A 17,875-nucleotide genomic window follows, 5' to 3' on the forward strand; every position below is an offset into this window, starting at 1 on the left:
CCGGGCTGCCTCGTGAGCTCGGTGCGCGGCTGCGGGTCGGTGGCCCGTCGCGCCCACCGGGCTGCCACCTGAGTCCGGTGGGCGGCTGCGGGTCGTCTTCGGCTTGTCGCGCAGTTCCCCGCGCCCCTGATGGGGCGCGCTCCCCCCTATCCGCCTAACCCCCGGAGGGAATCCTCCTCCCATCGGGTGAATCCTGCGCCCGACGGCCGGTCCCACCACGCCGTGGGGCCGAGCATCGCGGACACTCGCTCAGTTCCACTCAACGGTGAGCGACGGGTCGAGCAGGAGGTGGGCCGATGAGCACGGAGCAACCCCTCAAGAGCAGGCGCAGCGTTTTCCGGACCAAAACGGTGGAGCGGTGCATCCAGGACACCGAGGAACCGGAGCACGTCCTCAAGAAGTCCCTCACCGCCCTCGACCTCACCGTCTTCGGCGTCGGTGTCGTCATCGGCACCGGCATCTTCGTCCTCACCGGCAAGGTCGCCAAGGAGAACGCGGGCCCCTCCGTGGCCATCGCGTTCGTGCTCGCCGGTGTGGTGTGCGCGCTCGCCGCGCTCTGCTACGCCGAGTTCGCCTCGACCGTCCCGGTCGCCGGGTCCGCGTACACCTTCTCGTACGCCTCACTCGGCGAGCTGCCCGCGTGGATCATCGGCTGGGACCTGATCCTGGAGCTGGCGCTGGGCTGCGCGGTCGTCGCGGTCGGCTGGTCCGGCTACATCCGCTCGCTGCTGGACAACGCGGGCTGGCATCTGCCGGTCGGCCTCTCGGGCACGCACAACGGGCGCTTCGGCTTCGACATCCTCGCGTGCGCGCTCGTGCTGGTCCTCACCTCGATCCTCGTCCTCGGGATGAAGCTGTCGTCACGCGTGACGGCCGTCGTGGTCGCCGTGAAGGTCACCGTCGTCCTGATCGTGATCATCGTGGGGGCGTGCTTCATCACCTCCTCCAACTACCACCCGTTCATCCCGCCGTCCGTGAGCACCAAGGCGGGCAGCGACATCAAGGCGCCGTTGTTCCAGCTGATGTTCGGCTTCTCGCCGTCGAACTTCGGCGTGATGGGCATCTTCGCGGCGGCCGCCGTCGTCTTCTTCGCGTTCATCGGCTTCGACATCGTCGCCACCACGGCCGAGGAGACCCGCCACCCGCAGCGCGACGTGCCCCGCGGCATCCTCGGCTCGCTCGCCATCTGCACGGTCCTCTACGTGGCCGTGTCCGTCGTCGTCACCGGCATGCAGCGCTACAGCGAGCTCTCCGTCGACGCGCCGCTCGCCGATGCCTTCAAGGCCACCGGACACCCCTTCTGGGCGGGGCTGATCAGCTTCGGCGCGGCCGTCGGTCTCACCACCGTCTGCATGATCCTGCTGCTCGGGCAGAGCCGTGTGTTCTTCGCGATGAGCCGGGACGGGCTGCTGCCGAGGATCTTCTCGCGGGTGCACCCCCGGTACGGCACGCCCTACCGCTCCACGATCCTGCTCGGCGCCGTCGTCGCCGTCCTCGCGGGATTCACCTCGATCGACGTCCTGGCCGAGCTCGTCAACATCGGCACGCTGTTCGCCTTCGTCGTCGTCGCCCTCGGCGTGATCATCCTCCGCCGTACCCGGCCCGACCTGCACCGCGCCTTCCGCACCCCGTTCGTCCCGGTGGTGCCCGGCCTCTCCGTCCTGGCCTCGCTGTGGCTCATGCTCAACCTGACCGCCGAGACCTGGCTGCGGTTCGCGGGCTGGATGGTCCTCGGTTTCGTCGTCTACTTCGTCTACGGGCGCAGCCACAGCCGCGTACCGTGACGGACCTCTGCCGGGCGGACCCGGAGCACGTGCCCGCCCGGCACCACCGTCCGCCGGTCACCACGACCGTTCCGGCCGGGCCCCGGGACACCTTCTGGCCGCGCCTGCTGCCCGGGCTCGCCGCTCTCGCCGTCCTGACCCGGCTGCCGTCCTTCCTGCACCCTTTGTGGAACCCGGACGAGGGCTTCCTCGCCACCGAGGCGCGGATGCTCGCCCACGGCGCCGTCCTCTACCGCACCGTCGTCGACCGCAAGCCGCCGGTGCTGCCCTGGCTGTACGAACTGTCCTTCGCGCTCTTCGGCGACCGGACGCTGCTGCCGGTCAAGGCCCTCGCCGTCCTCGCTCAGCTGCTGACGGCCGTCCTGCTGGCCTCGTACGCCCGCCGCCGCTGGGGCGCCCGCGCGGGTCGTACGGCGGGGGTCCTCCAGCTGCTCGCGTCCGTCGCGCTCGCCCCCGACGACGCCCAGGCCGCCGCGTTCGAGGTGTTCATGGTGCCGGGCACCGTGGCCGCCGTGTGGTGCGCGGACCGGGGCCGCTGGGGTGCCGCGGGGCTCGCCGTCGCCGCGGCCGTGCTCACCAAGCAGACCGGGGCGGCGGTCCTGGCACCCGTCCTCCTCCTGCTGCTGCGGACCGCGCCCCGCCGGGTCGCGGCCGCGACGGCGCTGGCCGGCGGGGTGCTGCTGCCCGTCGCCGCAGTCGCCCTCGCCACCGGGCCCGCCCGGCTGCTCTTCTGGTCCGTGACCGGATCGGCCGGCTACGCCTCGGCGGCGGGCGCCGTGTCCCTCGCCGTCGACCGGGCCCTGTCCGGCACGGGCATCTTCGCGACGGGCTGCGCCGGGCTGCTCCTGCCCGTCTGCCACCTGCTCGTGGCGCGCCGCGGCGCCGCGCCCGCCGAGCTGTGGCTGTGGCTCGCCGCGTCGGCCGCGGCCGTGGCCACCGGCTTCCACTTCTTCGGCCACTACTACCTCCAGCTGACGCCGCCGCTCGTCCTGCTCGCCACGGCGGCGCTGGCGGCTCCGGGCAGCCGGCTGCTCACCGGCACGTCGCTCACGCTGTCGGCGCTGTCCTGCGCGTTCTTCCTCGGCTGGGGCCTCACCGACCTGCCGCCCGACCTGCCGCACACGCTGACGGTGGTCCGCGCGGTCCGCGAGCGCACCCCGCCCGCGGGCCGCGTCCTGCTGTGGGGCATGCACCCCGAGACGTACTGGCTCGCCGACCGGCCGCCCGCCGGGCGTTTCCTCACCGCCGGGCTGCTGACCAACTACAGCGGCGGGCGCGGCCCTTCGCACGTCGGCGAGGCGTACGGCGTGCCGGGCGCGTGGCCCGCCTTCCGGCGCGAACTGGCCCGCCGCCCGCCCGCGCTCATCGTCGACGACTCACGCGGCAAGCCGTACGGGCCGTCCCGGCTGCCGTCCCTGCGGGCCGTCCTCGACCGGTCGTACGAGCAGGTGGGCACGGCCGACGGCGCGATCCTCTACGCACCGGCCGCCCACGCCCATATGCCCTCCCACGGTCCTACGGACGTACCGCGCGCGGCCCCGTGACCTCCGCGCCCAGCGCCGTGACGCGCCCGCGCAGCTCCCGGTCCGCCGTGACGACGACGCAGCGCCGCTCCGGCCCGCGGTCCGCCACCAACTCGACGATCTTGTCGTCGCCGCTGCCCTCCGCGGGGACCACCCGCACCCCCGGCACCGACTCGACGTCCCGGGCCGCGCCCTCCACCACCAGGACGACCTCGGGCGGGCCGTCCAGGGGCGGCTCGACGGCGCCCGGCGGCAGGGTCGCGCCCCCGGGCGCGCCGTACGCGACGAGCCGGTCGCGCAGCTTCCGCGCCGCCGCGGGGCGGTCGCGCCACCAGCCGTCGGGCACGGAACCGACGACATTCGCGCCGTCCACGACGAGGAGAGCAGTCATGGCGACAGCCTCCCACGGGAATTCCGCGCGGAATTCGCGGGCACCCACGGTGTTATTGTCGGGGGTCGACAAATAGGGGTCCGCGCTGTGCGCAATGGATACCTCGGCGCGAGAAAGGCTGGCAGCGAGTCATGGCAGTGCGTACCGCCACCCCGGTAACCGGCTGGCTACTGCGGGGCAGGGACGGCCGGCTCACGGCCTACGCGCCCGCCGAGGGCGGCGTCGCGCGCTGGACCGAGACCCGGCCCGGCGGCCCCGACTGGACCGGCCCCGAACTGCTCGAATCGCCCGGTCTCGAACCGCACCTGTCCATAGCGCGGAACGACCTCGACTACGTCTACCTGGTGGGCGTGCGGCAGCGCACCGTCCCCAGCGAGGCGGGCGACTGGATCGCGACCGAGGTGGTCTATGCCACACAGCTCCAGTCGGGCCGTCCGCCGACCAACTGGCGTTCCATCGGCACGCCCCACGGGCAGGACTGGGACCGGGCGGCACAGATCGGCGCCCCCACGGCCGCCGTGGACGCGACCGGCCTCCACGTCTTCGTACGCAACGCCGGTGGCGGGGTGTGCGGCCGCCACATGGACCCGCGCGGCATCTGGGGCCCCTGGACGGACCTGAAGGGCAGCCACGTCCTCGACGGCATGTCCGCGGCCGTCACCGCCGCCGGGCGCCTCGAACTCCTCGCCCCCGCGAACGAGTTCCTCCTCCGCTGGCGGCAGGACGAGCCGGGCGGCGCGCTGCAGCGGATCCGCAACGTCCCGGCGAAGCCGGCCGAGTGCACGGCGTCGTCCGCGGCGACCGGCGACGACCGCGTCACCCACTTCTGGCGCGAGGCGGCGGATCCGGCGCTGCACACGCTGGTACCGCCGGTCGGCGCCTCCGGCCCCGATGACGACGAAGAGCCCTCCGTCGCCTCCCTGTGCGCGCCCGGCACCGGGCCCGTGGCCGCCCTGCGCACCGTCATCGACGGACACGACTGCACCGTGCTCGCGCAGCGGTCCTCCACCGGGCGGCCCGCACTGGCCGTCTTCCCCAGCGGGGACGAGGCGGTGGGCGGCCAGTGGGAGGAGACCGGCGAGGACTTCGCCGGCGCCCCGGCGCTGGCCGTCGACGCGGCGGGCCGCGTGACGGTGGCGGTACTCGGCGCGGACGGCCACCTCCGCGTCGCCCGCCAGAACCTGGCGGAACCGGGCCTGTCTCTGGGCGACTGGCAGCGCGTCTGACCGGCCGGGGGCTCCGCCCCCGGACCCCCGCGGTGGTCGGTTGCGGCCGGTGGTCCGGTTGTGCCCACCCGTTCCGCCGTGCGGAACGCCTGCCCACAACCAGGGGGAGGGGCATACGGGCGACCGCGCCCCGTCAGGGGCGCGGGGAACTGCGCGACCAGCTACACACGACCCGCAGCCGCGCGCCGAGCGCAAGAGGCACCCCAGTAGGCCCCGGGGGCCCGGGGGCGGAGCCCCCGGAGGGCAACCCCGCCCCGGTGGTCACAAGCGCTTCGCGCTGCGCAACCCCGTCGAATAGAACCCGCTCCCGTCCAGCCGCGCCGTCCCGCCCTTGTCACCGAACGTGGGGCCGTTGGCCTCCTCGCGGCTGGAGATGAAGCGGGGCTTGCCGTCGGTGTCCAGGCCCAGGTAGATGCCGACGTGGTCGAGACGGTCGCCGGTGCGCTTGTCGATGTCGAAGAAGACCAGGTCACCCGGTTGCAGCCGGTCCGTGGCCGCCGGGCGCCCGCCCGTGAGCTCCAGGACCGGGACGCCGGGGGAGAAGCGGGCCATGCCGTTCGCCGTGCGCGGCAGACCGTCGCCCTTCACGTCCTTGCCCAGCAGGGGGTAGCGCGCCCGGTAGCCGAAGACCGTGCGGACGAAGCCCGAGCAGTCCATCGAACGCAGCCGCGCCGCCTCGGGGTGTTCCACCGTGCCGTCGCGAAACGTATAGGGAATACCCAGATAGTCGTAGAAATCCGACTGCTCGAGTCGGAGATCACCCGCTTCCGAGCCGTTCGGATTGAGCGGGCCGAACTGCGCGTCGCCCGCGTACTGAATGCCCTGGGCGTCCTTCTTCGCGGGTGCCCCTTCCAGGTATTCCATGGAGAAGGCGAAGATGTCCGGTTCCCTGCTGCCGAGGAATTTCCCGAACCATTCGGTGAACCAGGCGGTCTTCTCCGCGCCCTCGGTCCAGGGCTGCGGCAGCAGCCGTACCCAGCTGTCCGTGGTCACCTTCGCCGAGGTGTACTTGGGCTCGGCGAAGGTACGGCTGGGGCCGGTGAGGACCGCGGTGCGGGCGCCGTCGCTGAAGGTGGCCAGCACCCCGCCGTCCGGGCCGCGCACGACCGTCCGGGCCGGGTTGGCGAGCCGCTCGTAGCGGCGCTCGCCGGTACCCGCCTTGTTGCCGATGGCGGGCGCGTTGCCCGCGACGGCGCGTACGGGCGGCGCGGTGTCCGTGCGCTGCCGGTCGCGGAGTTCCACGGTCAGGTACGCGCTGGTGCCGAGCAGGCCGAGCACGACGAGCGTGTTGACCGCGCGGCGGCGGCCCGGGCCCTTCTTCTTCCGGTTCCGGTCCTGCGACGTGGGGGACATCGGAGCGCTCCCTGGGGTCGGTCGGGTCAGGCGGTGGGCATGAAGCCGAGCAGGATCCCGGCGGTGAGGACGACGTAGTTGGCGAGCGACACCGTGCAGGTGGCCAGCAGCGTCGCGCCCTTCGGCTGGCGCACCAGCTGATAGGCGATCAGGCCGGGCACGATGAAGCCGAGCGTCTGGTTCGCGTACATCAGCGGGAACTGCTGCTGGAGGATGATGTGGAGGGTCGCCTGGAGCACCACGCCGGTGAGCACGACCGCGGCGAACAACCGCTTGCCGTAGAGGATCACGTAGCGCTGGAGGAGCAGCGTGCACAGGTACGTCAGTACGGTGATGCCGACCACCATGGCCGCCCGCTGGAGGTCCTCGACGAGGGTGAGCGCCAGCCAGCCGGGCGTGATCATGCCGCCGGGGGAGAGGTTCGTGGTCAGGTAGCAGACCAGGGAGAACAGCAGGCCCAGCGCGATCCCGATGGCGGCGATCTCCGGGGTGAGGACGGCGGGGATCAACGGAAGTCTCCTGTGAAGGGCGGGGTGTGCGGGGCCTGCGGGTCGTAGGGGGCGTACGCGGCTTGCCCGTACGGATCCTGCTGGTACGGATCCTGCTGGTACGGGATCTGCTCGTACCGATCCTGTGCGGACGAGGGCTGCCCGTACGGCGCCTGCCCGTATGACGCCTGCGGCCCGCTGTCGGCCGGGAGCTCGGCCAGGCGCTCCAGCAGCAGTTCGCCCTGGCCGTGGATGTTGCCGATGGCCACGAGCGAGGCGCCCGGCCCGAGCCGGCCGAGGATCTCGCGTTCCAGTTCGGCGGCGTCGCGGCGGTCGCCGCCGAGGTCGACGACGCGGGAGCGCCACTCGGCGGGGACGGCGTCGTGGGCGCTCCTGGTCGGGTGGCCGATGAGGAACACCGAGTCCGGGGCCAGGCGCGGGATCAGCTCGCCCATCTGCCCGTTGCGCTCGACGCGGTCCGGACGGCAGTTGATCAGCACGTGCAGAGGCCGTTCGATCGCGCCGAGGCTCAGCAGCTGCTCGACGTTCATCAGCGTCGACTCGGGGTCGTTGGCGGCGAAGATGTTGGCGAACCGGAAGGGCAGGCCCGCCGGGGTGCGGTAGCGCTCCACCGACAGCACGCCGGGGTCCGGCGGCGCGTCGTACATGCCCTGGAGAGCGGTGGCCCGGTCGATGCCGAGGAGTTCGGCGACGGCGAGCGCGATGGCGACGTTCTCCTTGAACGTGAACCAGCTGAAGCCGCGCAGTTCGTCGTCCGTGACCGACTCCGGGTCGACGGCGACGAGGCGGCAGTCGCGCTTCGCGGCCTCCTCCTTCAGGATGTGCAGCCGGTCGCGCTCGGCGGTCACGCAGATGCCGCCGTGCGGCATGGAGCGGCTGAGCGACCGCGCGACGTCGTCGAGGGTCGGGCCCATCTCGGCCAGGTGGTCCTCGCGCACGTTGCACAGCACGCCGATCGTGGAGCGGATCAGCTTGGTCTGGTTGACCTCCTGCAGCGCGGGCATCACGGCCATGCACTCGATCACCAGGGCGTGCGGGCGGTACGCGGCGGCGCGCCGCACGATGCCGATCTGCTCGACGACGTTGGCGATGCCGAACTTGCGGTGGACGGGCTCCTCGGTGGCGTCCGGGTGGATGAAGCGGGCCGCCGTCCCGGTCGTCTTGGCGACCGTGGTCAGCCCGCCGCCGCGCAGCGCGCCCGCGCACAGCCGGGTGATGGAGCTCTTGCCGCGGATGCCGTTGATGAGCACCCGGGTGGGTATGAGGTCGAGATTCGCGAAGTGACGGCGCTGCTCGACGACACCGGCGATCAGCACGATGGCACAGCAGACCACCAGCACCGTGTAGAGGAAGAGCACGGCCGTCAGGTCCTTCCGGAGGGGCGCGCCAGCTGCTGGCGGATCAGTTCGAGGTGGCGGACGACCGCGCCCGCCTCGTCGTGGTGCTGCGGGAAGAGCACGGTCTTCCGGTCGCCCGCGGCCAGCGCCTCGGCCTTGCCGGCGAGGGCGCGCAGCGGGCGGACGACGACGATGTGCAGCCAGCCGAGGCAGGCCACGGCGGCGGTCACACCGAGCAGACCGGCGAGCATGGTGTGCCGCTGGGCGGCGTACTCGGGCAGGTCGAGCCAGGCCGCGGGCTGCTCGCTGACGACCTGCCAGTCCAGCCCCTTGACCGCGCCGCCCCCGGTGAAGGGCGCGGCGGCGGCGAGCGTGGCCGAGCCTTCCGCGCGGTGCAGCACGGCCTTGCCGTCGCTGTCCTTGCGGGACTTCGCGGCCAGGTCGTTCAGATGGCTTCCGGGCAGCTTGGCGAAGGCTCGGAAGCCGTGCGGCCGGTCGGCGGCGACGATCCGGTGCTTGCCGTCGACCAGCCAGACCTGCCCGAGGCCGGGCCGGGTGACCATCGAGATCAGGAACTGCGGGTCGTACTCGCCGACCACCGTGCGGCCCCCGCCGCCCGGCACGGCCGCGTACGCGGCGACGACGGGTTCCTTGCCCGACGTGTTGAGCTGGGCGACCGAGTCCTCGCGCGGGCCCTTCCCCGAGGGGTGGCGGGGCGCGGCACCGGCGCGGGAGAGCACCTTGCCGTCGCCGTCGAGGACGTACACGGAGCGGTAGCGGGGATGCTCGCGCAGGGTGGTCTCCAGGACGGCCTTCTCCGCGCCGCCCCTGGCGCTGTCCTTCGCCCCGTCCGTGGCGACGGTCTGGGCGACCGAGGCCACATCGGCCCAGCCCTCGTTGAGCGCCTTGCGGACCCGGTCGGCGGCCGTGTCCGTGCGCCGCCGCTGGTCCTCGACGAGCTGTTTCGGGACGGTGACGCCGCTGCCCGCGCGGTTGAGCAGCAGCAGGAGCGGGGCGGCCCACGCGAGCAGGACCACGCCGCAGACGACGACCGTGCCGCGGGCGCCGAAGCGGCCGCGGGCGCGGCCTGTACGGGTGGGACGGCCGCCGAGCAGCTGCTTGCGCAGGCTCTCCAGGGCGGCGCCGATCCGGGCGGCCTCCCGGCTGCGGAGCCGAGGCACGGGCCGGTCGAGTTCACCGCGGCTGACGCGGCGGCTCTCCAGGTACAGCTGGATCAGCGGCCGCTGGACCGTACGCAGCAGCACCCACGTCACGAGCACGGCGAGCACCAGCAGCACGGCCGCGGCCACCAGACCGAACGCCTGCGTGCGGACGGCCGAGGGGTCCTCGGTGACCTTGACCGAGGTGACGACCGAGAGGCCGAGCGCGCCCGCGGGGCTGTTCTCTCCGGGCGCGCGGCCCGCCGCCGCGTAACCGACGGCCGTACGGCGCTTGTCCGTGCCGCCGGTCAGGTACCCGCTGGCCCCGGGGTGGCCGCCGGGCTCGGGCGTTCTGCCGGACGCGTCGGCGGCGGTCCTGGCGGCACGCTTGGCCCACGCCGTGCGGTGGACCGCCGGGCCGTCCTTGGCCAGGACCGTGCCCGCGGAGTCGACGACGAGCAGGGAGCGGTTCTCGCCGGCGGAGATGCCCGGCACGTTGAGGGTGCCGGAGGCGACGAGCAACCGGGGCCGGTCGTCGCCCGCGCCGCCGCGCAGGGCGGCCGTGACGAGCATCCGGGTGTCGCCGGACGGCAGCTTCACCAGCTGGGGCGTCAGGTCCTGGCCCTTGCCACCCTGGTCGTCCTTGTCGCCCTTGCTGTCGTCGTGGCCGGTGAGGACGGTGGCCAGCGGGATGGTCTCGCCGCGCGCGGCGAGCAGGGTGCCGCTCGCGGGGTCGATGACGGCGGTGCCGCGCCACTTGTTGTAGACCTTGCCGAGCTTGTCCAGGACGGTGTCCGCGGGGACGGCCTCGGGCCCGGTGAAGAGGGCGGCGGCGCGCTTGAGGTCGGTGACGCTCTCGTCCAGGGAGGCCCGCAGCGTCAGCGCGCCGTCCTCCGCGACCCGCTGCTGCGAGGTCAGCACGGCCTTGTCGACGGCTGTCCGGTCACGGTCCCCCAGCACCAGGGCCGTCGCCCCGGCCACCGCGAGCAACAGCGCGAGCAGCGCGGCGATCGGAGGCCGGGCACCGCCCAGGAGGGGCATGTCGGCGCGTCGGCGGAGCTTGCGCCGACGCGGACCGCGCGGAGCGGACAACGGCGTTCCTTTCGGTCGCGGCGCGGGCATGCCGGGACGACGGAATACCGTGACGTGTCTGCCGCAGATGCGGGTTGGGGGGAGTGGTTGAATCCTAAGCAAGGATTAAAAGAAGAGCAAAATCCTATGGTGGGGCATAGGATTGGGGGTGCGTCAGCGCATCACGAACAAAGGTACTTCTGCGACATGAGGCTCACGTCGGTGACCGCGCGGTGCGCGCTGTCCGCGGTGCTCGCGGGCGCGGCCGTGGCCGCCGTACTCACCGGTTGCTCGCGCCCCGCCGACGGCCGCGGCGGCGACGCCCACCGGGACGGCGCGCCCGGCGCCGGGCAACCGGTCGACCTCCGTGAGCACATCACGGACTTCACCGACGGCATCACCCAGGAGGGCACCTACCGCGTCCCCGCGGAACGCGACCGCCGCGCCGTCGCGGACGGCGTCCGCGCCCTGCTCGACGGCGACCGCGCGGCCGCGGGCCGGCTGCTGGCCAGGGCGGGGTACGCCGTACGGGAGCTCGTCGACAGCGACAGCGACAGCGGCAACGGCAACGGCAACGGCAGCAGCGGGCGGCACGTCGCCGAGATCGCCGACGCCACCGCCGACGGCGAGGCCCGGCGCGGCTGGGGCCGCGTCTACGTGGACCTGCGCGGACCGGCCCGCTGGCAGGTGCAGGTGCCGCACCCCACCGCCGACCAGCGCACCGAACAGCTCGGTATCGGCCTGCTGCGCGGAACGCCCGGCGGGGTGCTCGTCCTGGCGGGCGCGCACCGCAACGCGGCGGTGTCCGGTGACCGCTCGGGCACCGACCCCGCGGACGTCGCCCACCGGCGCGACTCCGTCTTCGCCGCGGTCTCCGCCGCGCTCGCCGACCGCGGCCTCCCGGCCGTCCAGGTCCACGGCTTCGCCGACAGCAGCCTTCCCGACGAGGACGTCGTCGTCTCCACGGGCAAGGGCGACGCCGGCCTCGGCGCGGCGCGCCGCCTGGCCGGAGCGCTCCGCTCGGAGTCCTTGCGCGTGTGCGAGGTGTGGGAGCGGTACTGCGGCCGCCTCGAGGGCCGCACGAACGTGGAGGGCGACCACGCGGCGTCGGCCGCCGTGCCGTTCCTCCATGTCGAGCACAGCCGGAGCGTACGGCTGGACGACGGGCGGGTCGCGGAGGCCGTACGCGCGCTGACGGTCGTCACGCGCGAGTGGGCCGCACCCCGTGGCTAGGGCTGCGCCCCGCGTTTTGGGCTGCGCCCCGTCAGGGGCGCGGGGAACTGCGCGAGCAACCATGGACGGTCCGCAGCCGCCCGGTTGGATACGGACCGAGCTCGTAGGCGCCCCACGCCCAAGAGCTCGGTCGAACATGTACATCGGCGACCGCGGGCCGGTGGGGGCTGATCGCGCAGTTCCCCGCGCCCCTTACGGGGCGCGAAACGCGACGGCCGCGCGGTACGGCGAACCGTACCGCGCGGCCGCAGGCCGTATGACCCGGCGTCAGCCGCCAGGCTTACGCCGGGACGCTGGCGACACCCTCTGCCAGGAAACGGCGGCCGTTCACCCGCTCGGAGACGCCCGCCCGGTCCAGGTACGGCGTGATGCCGCCCAGGTGGAAGGGCCAGCCCGCGCCCGTGATCAGGCACAGGTCGATGTCCTGCGCCTCAGCCACGACACCCTCGTCCAGCATCAGGCCGATCTCCTGCGCGACGGCGCCCAGGACCCGCTCGCGCACCTGCTCCTCCGTCAGGACGGAGTCGCCCTGCACCAGGAGGGCCGCCACCTCGGGATCCAGCTCCGGCTTGCCGGAGTCGTAGACGTAGAAGCCGCGCTTGCCCGCCTTGACCACGGCGGCCAGGTTCGGCGACACCTTGAAGCGGTCGGGGAAGGCACCGGCCAGCGTCTCGGAGACATGCAGACCGATCGCCGGACCCACCAGCTCCAGCAGCACCAGCGGCGACATCGGCAGACCCAGCGGCTCGACGGCCTTCTCGGCCGTCTCGACCGGCGTGCCCTCGTCGATGACGTTCTGGATCTCGCCCATGAAGCGGGTGAGGATGCGGTTGACGACGAACGCCGGGGCGTCCTTCACCAGCACCGCGGTCTTCTTCAGCTTCTTCGCGACCCCGAACGCGGTGGCCAGCGACGCGTCGTCGGTGGCCTCGCCGCGCACGATCTCCAGCAGCGGCAGGACCGCGACCGGGTTGAAGAAGTGGAAGCCGACGACCCGCTCGGGGTTCTTCAGCTTCGACGCCATCTCGGTGACCGACAGCGAGGAGGTGTTGGTCGCCAGGATCGTGTGGGCCGGGACGACCGCCTCGACCTCGGCGAACACCTGCTGCTTGACGCCCATCTCCTCGAACACGGCCTCGATGACGAAGTCCGCGTCGCCGAAGGCGGCGGCCTTGTCGAGGGAGCCCGTGACCGCGGCCTTCAGGCGGTTCGCCTTGTCCGCGTTGATGCGGCCCTTGGCGAGCAGCTTGTCGATCTCGCCGTGGACGTAGCCCACGCCCTTGTCGATCCGCTCCTGGTCGATGTCGGTCAGCACGACCGGCACCTCCAGGCGGCGCGCGAAGAGCAGCGCGAGCTGAGAGGCCATCAGGCCGGCGCCGACGACGCCCACCTTGGTGACCGGGCGGGCCAGCGACCTGTCGGGCGCGCCCACCGGGCGCTTGCCGCGCTTCTGCACCAGGTTGAAGGCGTAGATGCCGCTGCGCAGCTCGCCGCCCATGATGAGGTCGGCGAGGGCCTCGGTCTCGGCGTCGAAGCCCTGGCGCAGGTCGCCGTTCTTGGCCGCGGCGATGATGTCCAGCGCGCGGTACGCGGCCGGGGCCGCGCCGTGCACCTTGGAGTCCGCGAGGGCACGGCCCTTCGCCACGGCGTGGTCCCAGGCGTCACCGCGGTCCGGCTCCGTGCGGGGGACCTCGGTCTCGCCCTTGAGGACGGACGCGGTCCACAGCAGCGACTGCTCCAGGAAGTCGGCGCCCTCGAAGATCGCGTCGGCGATGCCGAGCTCGAAGACCTGCTTGCCCTTCAGCTGCCGGTTCTGGCTGAGCGAGTTCTCGATGATGACCGAGATCGCGCGCTCCGGGCCGATGAGGTTCGGCAGCAGCGTGCAGCCACCCCAGCCCGGGACGAGGCCTAGGAAGACCTCGGGGAGCGAGAAGGCCGGGATGGCCTTGGAGACGGTGCGGTAGGTGCAGTGCAGACCGACCTCGACACCGCCGCCCATCGCCGCGCCGTTGTAGTACGCGAACGTCGGGACCGCGAGCGAGGACAGCCGCTTGAAGACGTCGTGGCCGCCCTTGCCGATGGCCACCGCATCCTCGTGGCGCCCCAGCAGCTCGACGCCCTTGAGGTCGGCGCCGACGGCGAAGATGAACGGCTTGCCGGTGATGCCGGCGCCCGTGATCTGCCCGTCCTTCGCCTCCGCCTCGACCTGGTCGAGCGCGGCGTCGAGGTTGGCCAGCGACTGCGGGCCGAAGGTGGTCGGCTTGGTGTGGTCCAGGCCGTTGTCCAGGGTGATGAGCGCGAAGCGCCCGGCACCGAGGGGGAGGTCGAAGTGGCGCACGTGCGCCTGGGTCACGACCTCGTCGGGGAAGAGCTCCGCGGCGCCCTTCAGAAGCTCGGTGGTGCTGCTCACTTGTCCCCCTCGAAGTGCGGGTTCTCCCAGATGACCGTGCCGCCCATGCCGAGGCCGACACACATCGAGGTGAGGCCGTAGCGGACGTGCGGCTGCTCCTCGAACTGGCGGGCCAGCTGGGTCATCAGACGCACGCCGGACGAGGCCAGCGGGTGGCCGAACGCGATGGCGCCGCCGTACTGGTTGACGCGCGGGTCGTCGTCGGCGATGCCGTAGTGGTCCAGGAGCGCGAGCACCTGCACGGCGTAGGCCTCGTTGAGCTCGAACAGGCCGATGTCGTCGATCGTCAGGCCCGCCTTGGCGAGGGCCTTCTCGGTCGCGGGGATCGGGCCGTAGCCCATGACCTCCGGCTCGACGCCCACGAAGGAGTACGACACGAGACGCATCCGGACCGGCAGGCCCAGCTCGCGCGCGACGTCCTCGGCGGCGATCAGCGAGGCGGTGGCGCCGTCGTTGAGGCCCGAGGCGTTGCCCGGGGTGACCCGGCCGTGCGGGCGGAACGGCGTCTTGAGGCCCGCCAGGCCCTCCATCGTGGTGCCCGGGCGCATCGGCTCGTCGGCCGTGACCAGGCCCCAGCCCAGCTCCCCGCCCTCGGGGGTGGTGCGGCGCACGGAGATCGGCACGAGGTCGGCCTGGATCTTGCCGTCGGCGTAGGCCTTGGCGGCCTTCTCCTGGCTGCGGACCGCGTAGGCGTCCGCCCGCTCCTTGGTGAGGTGCGGGTAGCGGTCGTGCAGGTTCTCCGCCGTCATGCCCATGACGAGGGCGGACTCGTCGACCAGCTTCTCCGAGAGGAAGCGCGGGTTGGGGTCGACGCCCTCGCCCATCGGGTGGCGGCCCATGTGCTCGACGCCGCCCGCGAGGGCGATGTCGTACGCGCCGAAGGCGACGCCGCCGGCGACGGTCGTCACGGCGGTCATGGCACCGGCGCACATGCGGTCGATGGACATGCCGGGCACGGTCTGGGGCAGGCCCGCGAGCATGCCGGCCGTACGGCCCAGGGTCAGACCCTGGTCGCCGATCTGGGTGGTCGCGGCGATGGCGACCTCGTCGATCTTGGCAGGGTCCAGGTTCGGGTTCCGGCGCAGCAGCTCACGGATGCACTTGATGACGAGGTCGTCGGCGCGGGTCTCGTGGTAGATGCCCTTCGGGCCCGCCTTGCCGAACGGGGTGCGGACGCCGTCGACGAAAACGACGTCCCTAGCGGTACGAGGCACGTTGGCTCTCCTCCAGGTGCGGATCGCTGCGCGCGGGCATGCCGATACGGCTCCGCCGCGACGCGGACTCATACCGTCATGCTACTTGCGGGTAACCAACCTGCCCAGCCCCTTCGCTGCGCGGCGCACGTCACATCGGGGAACCGCGGAAGGGGTCATTCCTGGAGGCTTCGCCCCCAGGCCCCCGCGCCTACCGGGGTGCGTCTTGAGCCGCGCGCGGCTGCGGGTCCGCTGCGCGGCGCCTACCGGGGTGTCTCTTGCGCTGCGCGCGCGGCTGCGGGTCCGGTGGGGGCTGGTCGCGCAGTTCCCCGCGCCCCTGACGGGGCGCCCCCTTACCTCCTACCTCCGGTTGTGGGCAGGCGTTCCGCAGGGCGGAACGGGTGGGCACAACCGGACCACCGGGCCGCACCACGACAGCGGGGGTCCGGGGGCGCAGCCCCCGGTCACCTCACGAGGTCGCCGCCTTGAGGGCGTCGACCAGCGACGGCGTCACCTGCTCGACCTGCCACCTACGCGCACCGTGCGCGGTCAGGATCTCCGCCACCGACTCCGCCGTCACGGACTTCGGCGGCTCCCAGCACAGCCGCCGCACCGTGTCCGGCGTGATCAGGTTCTCCTGCGGCATGGTGAGGCGTTCGGCCAGCTCCGAGACCGCCGTGCGGGCCGCGGTGAGACGGGCCGCGGCCGCGGGGTCCTTGTCGGCCCACGCGCGCGGCGGCGGCGGTCCGGTCAGCGGCTGGCCCGGCTGCGGCAGCTCCGCCTCCGGGATCGCGCGGGCGCGGTCCACCGCCGCCTGCCACTGCTCCAGCTGCTTGCGGCTCATGCGGTGCCCGAACCCCGGCAGCGCGGCGAGCGCGTGCGCGTTCGGCGGCATGTTCAGCGCGGCCTCGACGATCGCGGCATCGCCGAGCACCTTGCCCGGCGAGACGTCGCGCCGCTGCGCGATCTGGTCGCGCGCGGTCCACAGCTCGCGGACGACGGCCATCTGCCTGCGCCGCCGCACCTTGTGCATGCCGGACGTGCGCCGCCAGGGGTCCTTGCGCGGCGGCGGTGGCGGTGCCGCGGCGATGGCCGCGAACTCCTCGCGGGCCCACTCCAGCTTGCCCTGCCGGTCGAGCTCCTCCTCCAGCGCGTCGCGCAGGTCGACGAGCAACTCCACGTCGAGCGCGGCGTAGCGCAGCCAGGGCTCGGGCAGCGGGCGGGTGGACCAGTCGACGGCGGAGTGGCCCTTCTCCAGGGCGTAGCCGAGGACGTTCTCGACCATGGCACCGAGCCCCACCCGGGCGAACCCCGCGAGCCGTCCCGCCAGCTCCGTGTCGAAGAGCCGCGACGGCGTCATTCCTATCTCGCGCAGGCACGGCAGGTCCTGCGTGGCGGCGTGCAGGACCCACTCGGCGTCGCCGATGGCGTCGCCGAGCGCGGTCAGGTCGGGGCAGCCGACCGGGTCGATCAGCGTGGAGCCCGCGCCCTCGCGGCGCAGCTGCACGAGGTAGGCGCGCTGGCCGTAGCGGTAGCCGGAGGCGCGCTCCGCGTCGACGGCGACGGGCCCGGTGCCCGCGGCGAACGCCGCGACAACGGCGGCCAGGGCATCGTTGTCAGCGACGACCGGCGGGATGCCTTCGCGTGGTTCCAGCAAGGGGATCGGCGCCGAATCGACGTCGTCCGGGGGAGCGCCCCCGGGGGTTCGCAGTGTCGTGTCTGCTGCGGTCTCTTGGGCGTCGGTCACCGGTCAAGGGTATCTGTGTATGGCAAGCGCCCGCCGTCGGTACGTCCTCCCGGCGGGCGCGGTGCCGGTTCCGGTCGCCCGGAACGGCGGTGTGAAGGGGCAGGTGCGGGGGCGGCGGGGTGGCAGGGCGGTCCCGGCGGTCTCGACGGGCTCGGTCGAGACGGGTTGAGCCGGTCGAGTCGGTCGAGTCGGTTGAGCCGGTCGTCTCAGCCGACTCGGCCGTCTCAGTGGATGATGCCCGTGCGCAGGGCCACCGCGACCATGCCGGCCCGGTCGCCCGTGCCGAGCTTGCGGGCGATCCGCGCGAGGTGGCTCTTGACGGTGAGGGCGGACAGCCCCATCGAGACGCCGATGGCCTTGTTGGACTGGCCCTCCGCGACCAGCCGCAGCACCTCGACCTCACGGCCGGACAGCTCGCGGTAGCCGCCCGGGTGACCGGGGGCGCCGGGCGGGCGGCGGTGCATCCGGGCCGCGGCGGAGCCGATCGGCGCGGCGCCGGGGCGGCCGGGCAGCCCCAGGTTGGTGCGGGTGCCGGTGACGACGTAGCCCTTGACGCCGCCCGCGAGGGCGTTGCGCACGGCGCCGATGTCGTCGGCGGCGGAGAGGGCCAGCCCGTTGGGCCAGCCCGCGGCACGGGTCTCGGACAGGAGGGTGAGCCCGGAGCCGTCGGGGAGGTGGACGTCGGCCACACAGATGTCGCGCGGGTTGCCGACACGGGGGCGGGCCTCCGCGATGGACGACGCCTCGATCACGTCTCTCACCCCCAGCGCCCACAGGTGGCGGGTGACGGTGGAGCGGACGCGGGGGTCGGCGACGACGACCATGGCAGTCGGTTTGTTCGGACGGTAGGCGAGGCTCGCAGGTTGCTCGAGGAGAACGGACACCAAGCCTCCAGAGGGGGAGTGGCGGGCACGGGTGCCTGGCGTAGGGGGGTAAGC

The 17,875-nt window shown here is 73.1% G+C and carries 13 protein-coding genes; 4 read left to right on the top strand and 9 right to left on the bottom strand.

Annotated features, from left to right (window positions below):
- Positions 1-296: 296 nt before the first annotated feature.
- A complete protein-coding gene (locus tag K6I34_RS12880) occupies positions 297-1,784 on the top strand; it encodes an amino acid permease (protein ID WP_229325454.1) in 1,488 nt (495 codons plus the stop codon).
- Positions 1,781-3,328 carry a glycosyltransferase family 39 protein gene (locus tag K6I34_RS12885; protein WP_229325456.1) on the top strand — a complete coding sequence of 516 codons (1,548 nt, stop codon included), beginning with the start codon at positions 1,781-1,783 and terminating at the stop codon, positions 3,326-3,328. The genes K6I34_RS12880 and K6I34_RS12885 overlap by 4 nt, the downstream gene beginning before the upstream one ends.
- On the opposite strand, the gene K6I34_RS12890 is transcribed toward K6I34_RS12885, so the two are convergent.
- Positions 3,300-3,698, bottom strand: a complete 399-nt coding sequence (locus K6I34_RS12890) for an NTP pyrophosphohydrolase (protein WP_229325475.1) — start codon at positions 3,696-3,698, stop codon at positions 3,300-3,302. The genes K6I34_RS12885 and K6I34_RS12890 overlap by 29 nt on opposite strands.
- A gap of 131 nt (positions 3,699-3,829) precedes the next feature.
- On the opposite strand from K6I34_RS12890, the gene K6I34_RS12895 reads away from it, so the two are divergent.
- On the top strand, positions 3,830-4,924 hold the full coding sequence (locus K6I34_RS12895) for a hypothetical protein (protein WP_229325458.1): 1,095 nt from the start codon (positions 3,830-3,832) through the stop codon (positions 4,922-4,924).
- Positions 4,925-5,185: 261 nt separating this feature from the next.
- Here K6I34_RS12895 and K6I34_RS12900 read toward each other — a convergent pair whose 3' ends face one another.
- The 4 genes from K6I34_RS12900 to K6I34_RS12915 are packed head-to-tail and all read right to left on the bottom strand — an operon-like array spanning position 5,186 to position 10,375.
- Positions 5,186-6,277: a C40 family peptidase gene (locus K6I34_RS12900; protein ID WP_229325460.1), complete on the bottom strand. Its 1,092-nt coding sequence runs from the start codon at positions 6,275-6,277 to the stop codon at positions 5,186-5,188.
- Between the two features lie 26 nt (positions 6,278-6,303).
- A complete protein-coding gene (locus K6I34_RS12905) occupies positions 6,304-6,786 on the bottom strand; it encodes a poly-gamma-glutamate biosynthesis protein PgsC/CapC (RefSeq protein WP_229325462.1) in 483 nt (160 codons plus the stop codon).
- The gene (pgsB, locus tag K6I34_RS12910; RefSeq protein ID WP_229325464.1) at positions 6,783-8,144 is read right to left on the bottom strand and encodes a poly-gamma-glutamate synthase PgsB; all 1,362 of its coding nucleotides are present in this window, start codon (positions 8,142-8,144) and stop codon (positions 6,783-6,785) included. The genes K6I34_RS12905 and pgsB overlap by 4 nt, the downstream gene beginning before the upstream one ends.
- Before the next feature lie 5 nt (positions 8,145-8,149).
- Positions 8,150-10,375, bottom strand: coding sequence for a HAMP domain-containing protein (locus K6I34_RS12915; protein WP_229325466.1), 2,226 nt, complete (start codon positions 10,373-10,375; stop codon positions 8,150-8,152).
- A gap of 186 nt (positions 10,376-10,561) precedes the next feature.
- Here K6I34_RS12915 and K6I34_RS12920 point away from each other — a divergent pair, with 186 nt between their 5' ends.
- Complete coding sequence (locus K6I34_RS12920; protein WP_229325468.1) at positions 10,562-11,587, top strand: hypothetical protein; 1,026 nt, start codon at positions 10,562-10,564, stop codon at positions 11,585-11,587.
- Positions 11,588-11,867: 280 nt separating this feature from the next.
- Here the strand turns inward: K6I34_RS12920 and K6I34_RS12925 are convergent, their stop codons facing one another.
- The 4 genes from K6I34_RS12925 to K6I34_RS12940 form a co-directional block, all read right to left on the bottom strand.
- Positions 11,868-13,997 (bottom strand): 3-hydroxyacyl-CoA dehydrogenase NAD-binding domain-containing protein, encoded by a 2,130-nt coding sequence (locus tag K6I34_RS12925; protein WP_229325470.1) that lies wholly within the window; start codon positions 13,995-13,997, stop codon positions 11,868-11,870.
- Positions 13,994-15,211, bottom strand: coding sequence for an acetyl-CoA C-acyltransferase (locus K6I34_RS12930; RefSeq protein ID WP_229325472.1), 1,218 nt, complete (start codon positions 15,209-15,211; stop codon positions 13,994-13,996). Before K6I34_RS12930 ends, K6I34_RS12925 begins: the two co-directional genes overlap by 4 nt.
- Before the next feature lie 448 nt (positions 15,212-15,659).
- Complete coding sequence (locus K6I34_RS12935) at positions 15,660-16,937, bottom strand: ribonuclease D (RefSeq protein ID WP_229325474.1); 1,278 nt, start codon at positions 16,935-16,937, stop codon at positions 15,660-15,662.
- A gap of 224 nt (positions 16,938-17,161) precedes the next feature.
- Positions 17,162-17,821, bottom strand: coding sequence for a response regulator transcription factor (locus tag K6I34_RS12940; protein ID WP_121796927.1), 660 nt, complete (start codon positions 17,819-17,821; stop codon positions 17,162-17,164).
- Positions 17,822-17,875 lie beyond the last annotated feature (54 nt).

The sequence above is a fragment of the Streptomyces sp. UNOC14_S4 genome (assembly GCF_020740835.1).
In the GTDB taxonomy this organism is placed as follows: domain Bacteria; phylum Actinomycetota; class Actinomycetes; order Streptomycetales; family Streptomycetaceae; genus Streptomyces.

Bases quoted from the DNA above. Each gene is read 5' to 3' on its own strand.
- K6I34_RS12880 (WP_229325454.1), top strand. From the start codon at position 297: ATGAGCACGGAGCAACCCCTCAAGAGCAGGCGCAGCGTTTTCCGGACC.
- K6I34_RS12890 (WP_229325475.1), bottom strand. From the start codon at position 3,698: ATGACTGCTCTCCTCGTCGTGGACGGCGCGAATGTCGTCGGTTCCGTG.
- K6I34_RS12895 (WP_229325458.1), top strand. From the start codon at position 3,830: ATGGCAGTGCGTACCGCCACCCCGGTAACCGGCTGGCTACTGCGGGGC.
- K6I34_RS12900 (WP_229325460.1), bottom strand. From the start codon at position 6,277: ATGTCCCCCACGTCGCAGGACCGGAACCGGAAGAAGAAGGGCCCGGGC.
- K6I34_RS12920 (WP_229325468.1), top strand. From the start codon at position 10,562: ATGAGGCTCACGTCGGTGACCGCGCGGTGCGCGCTGTCCGCGGTGCTC.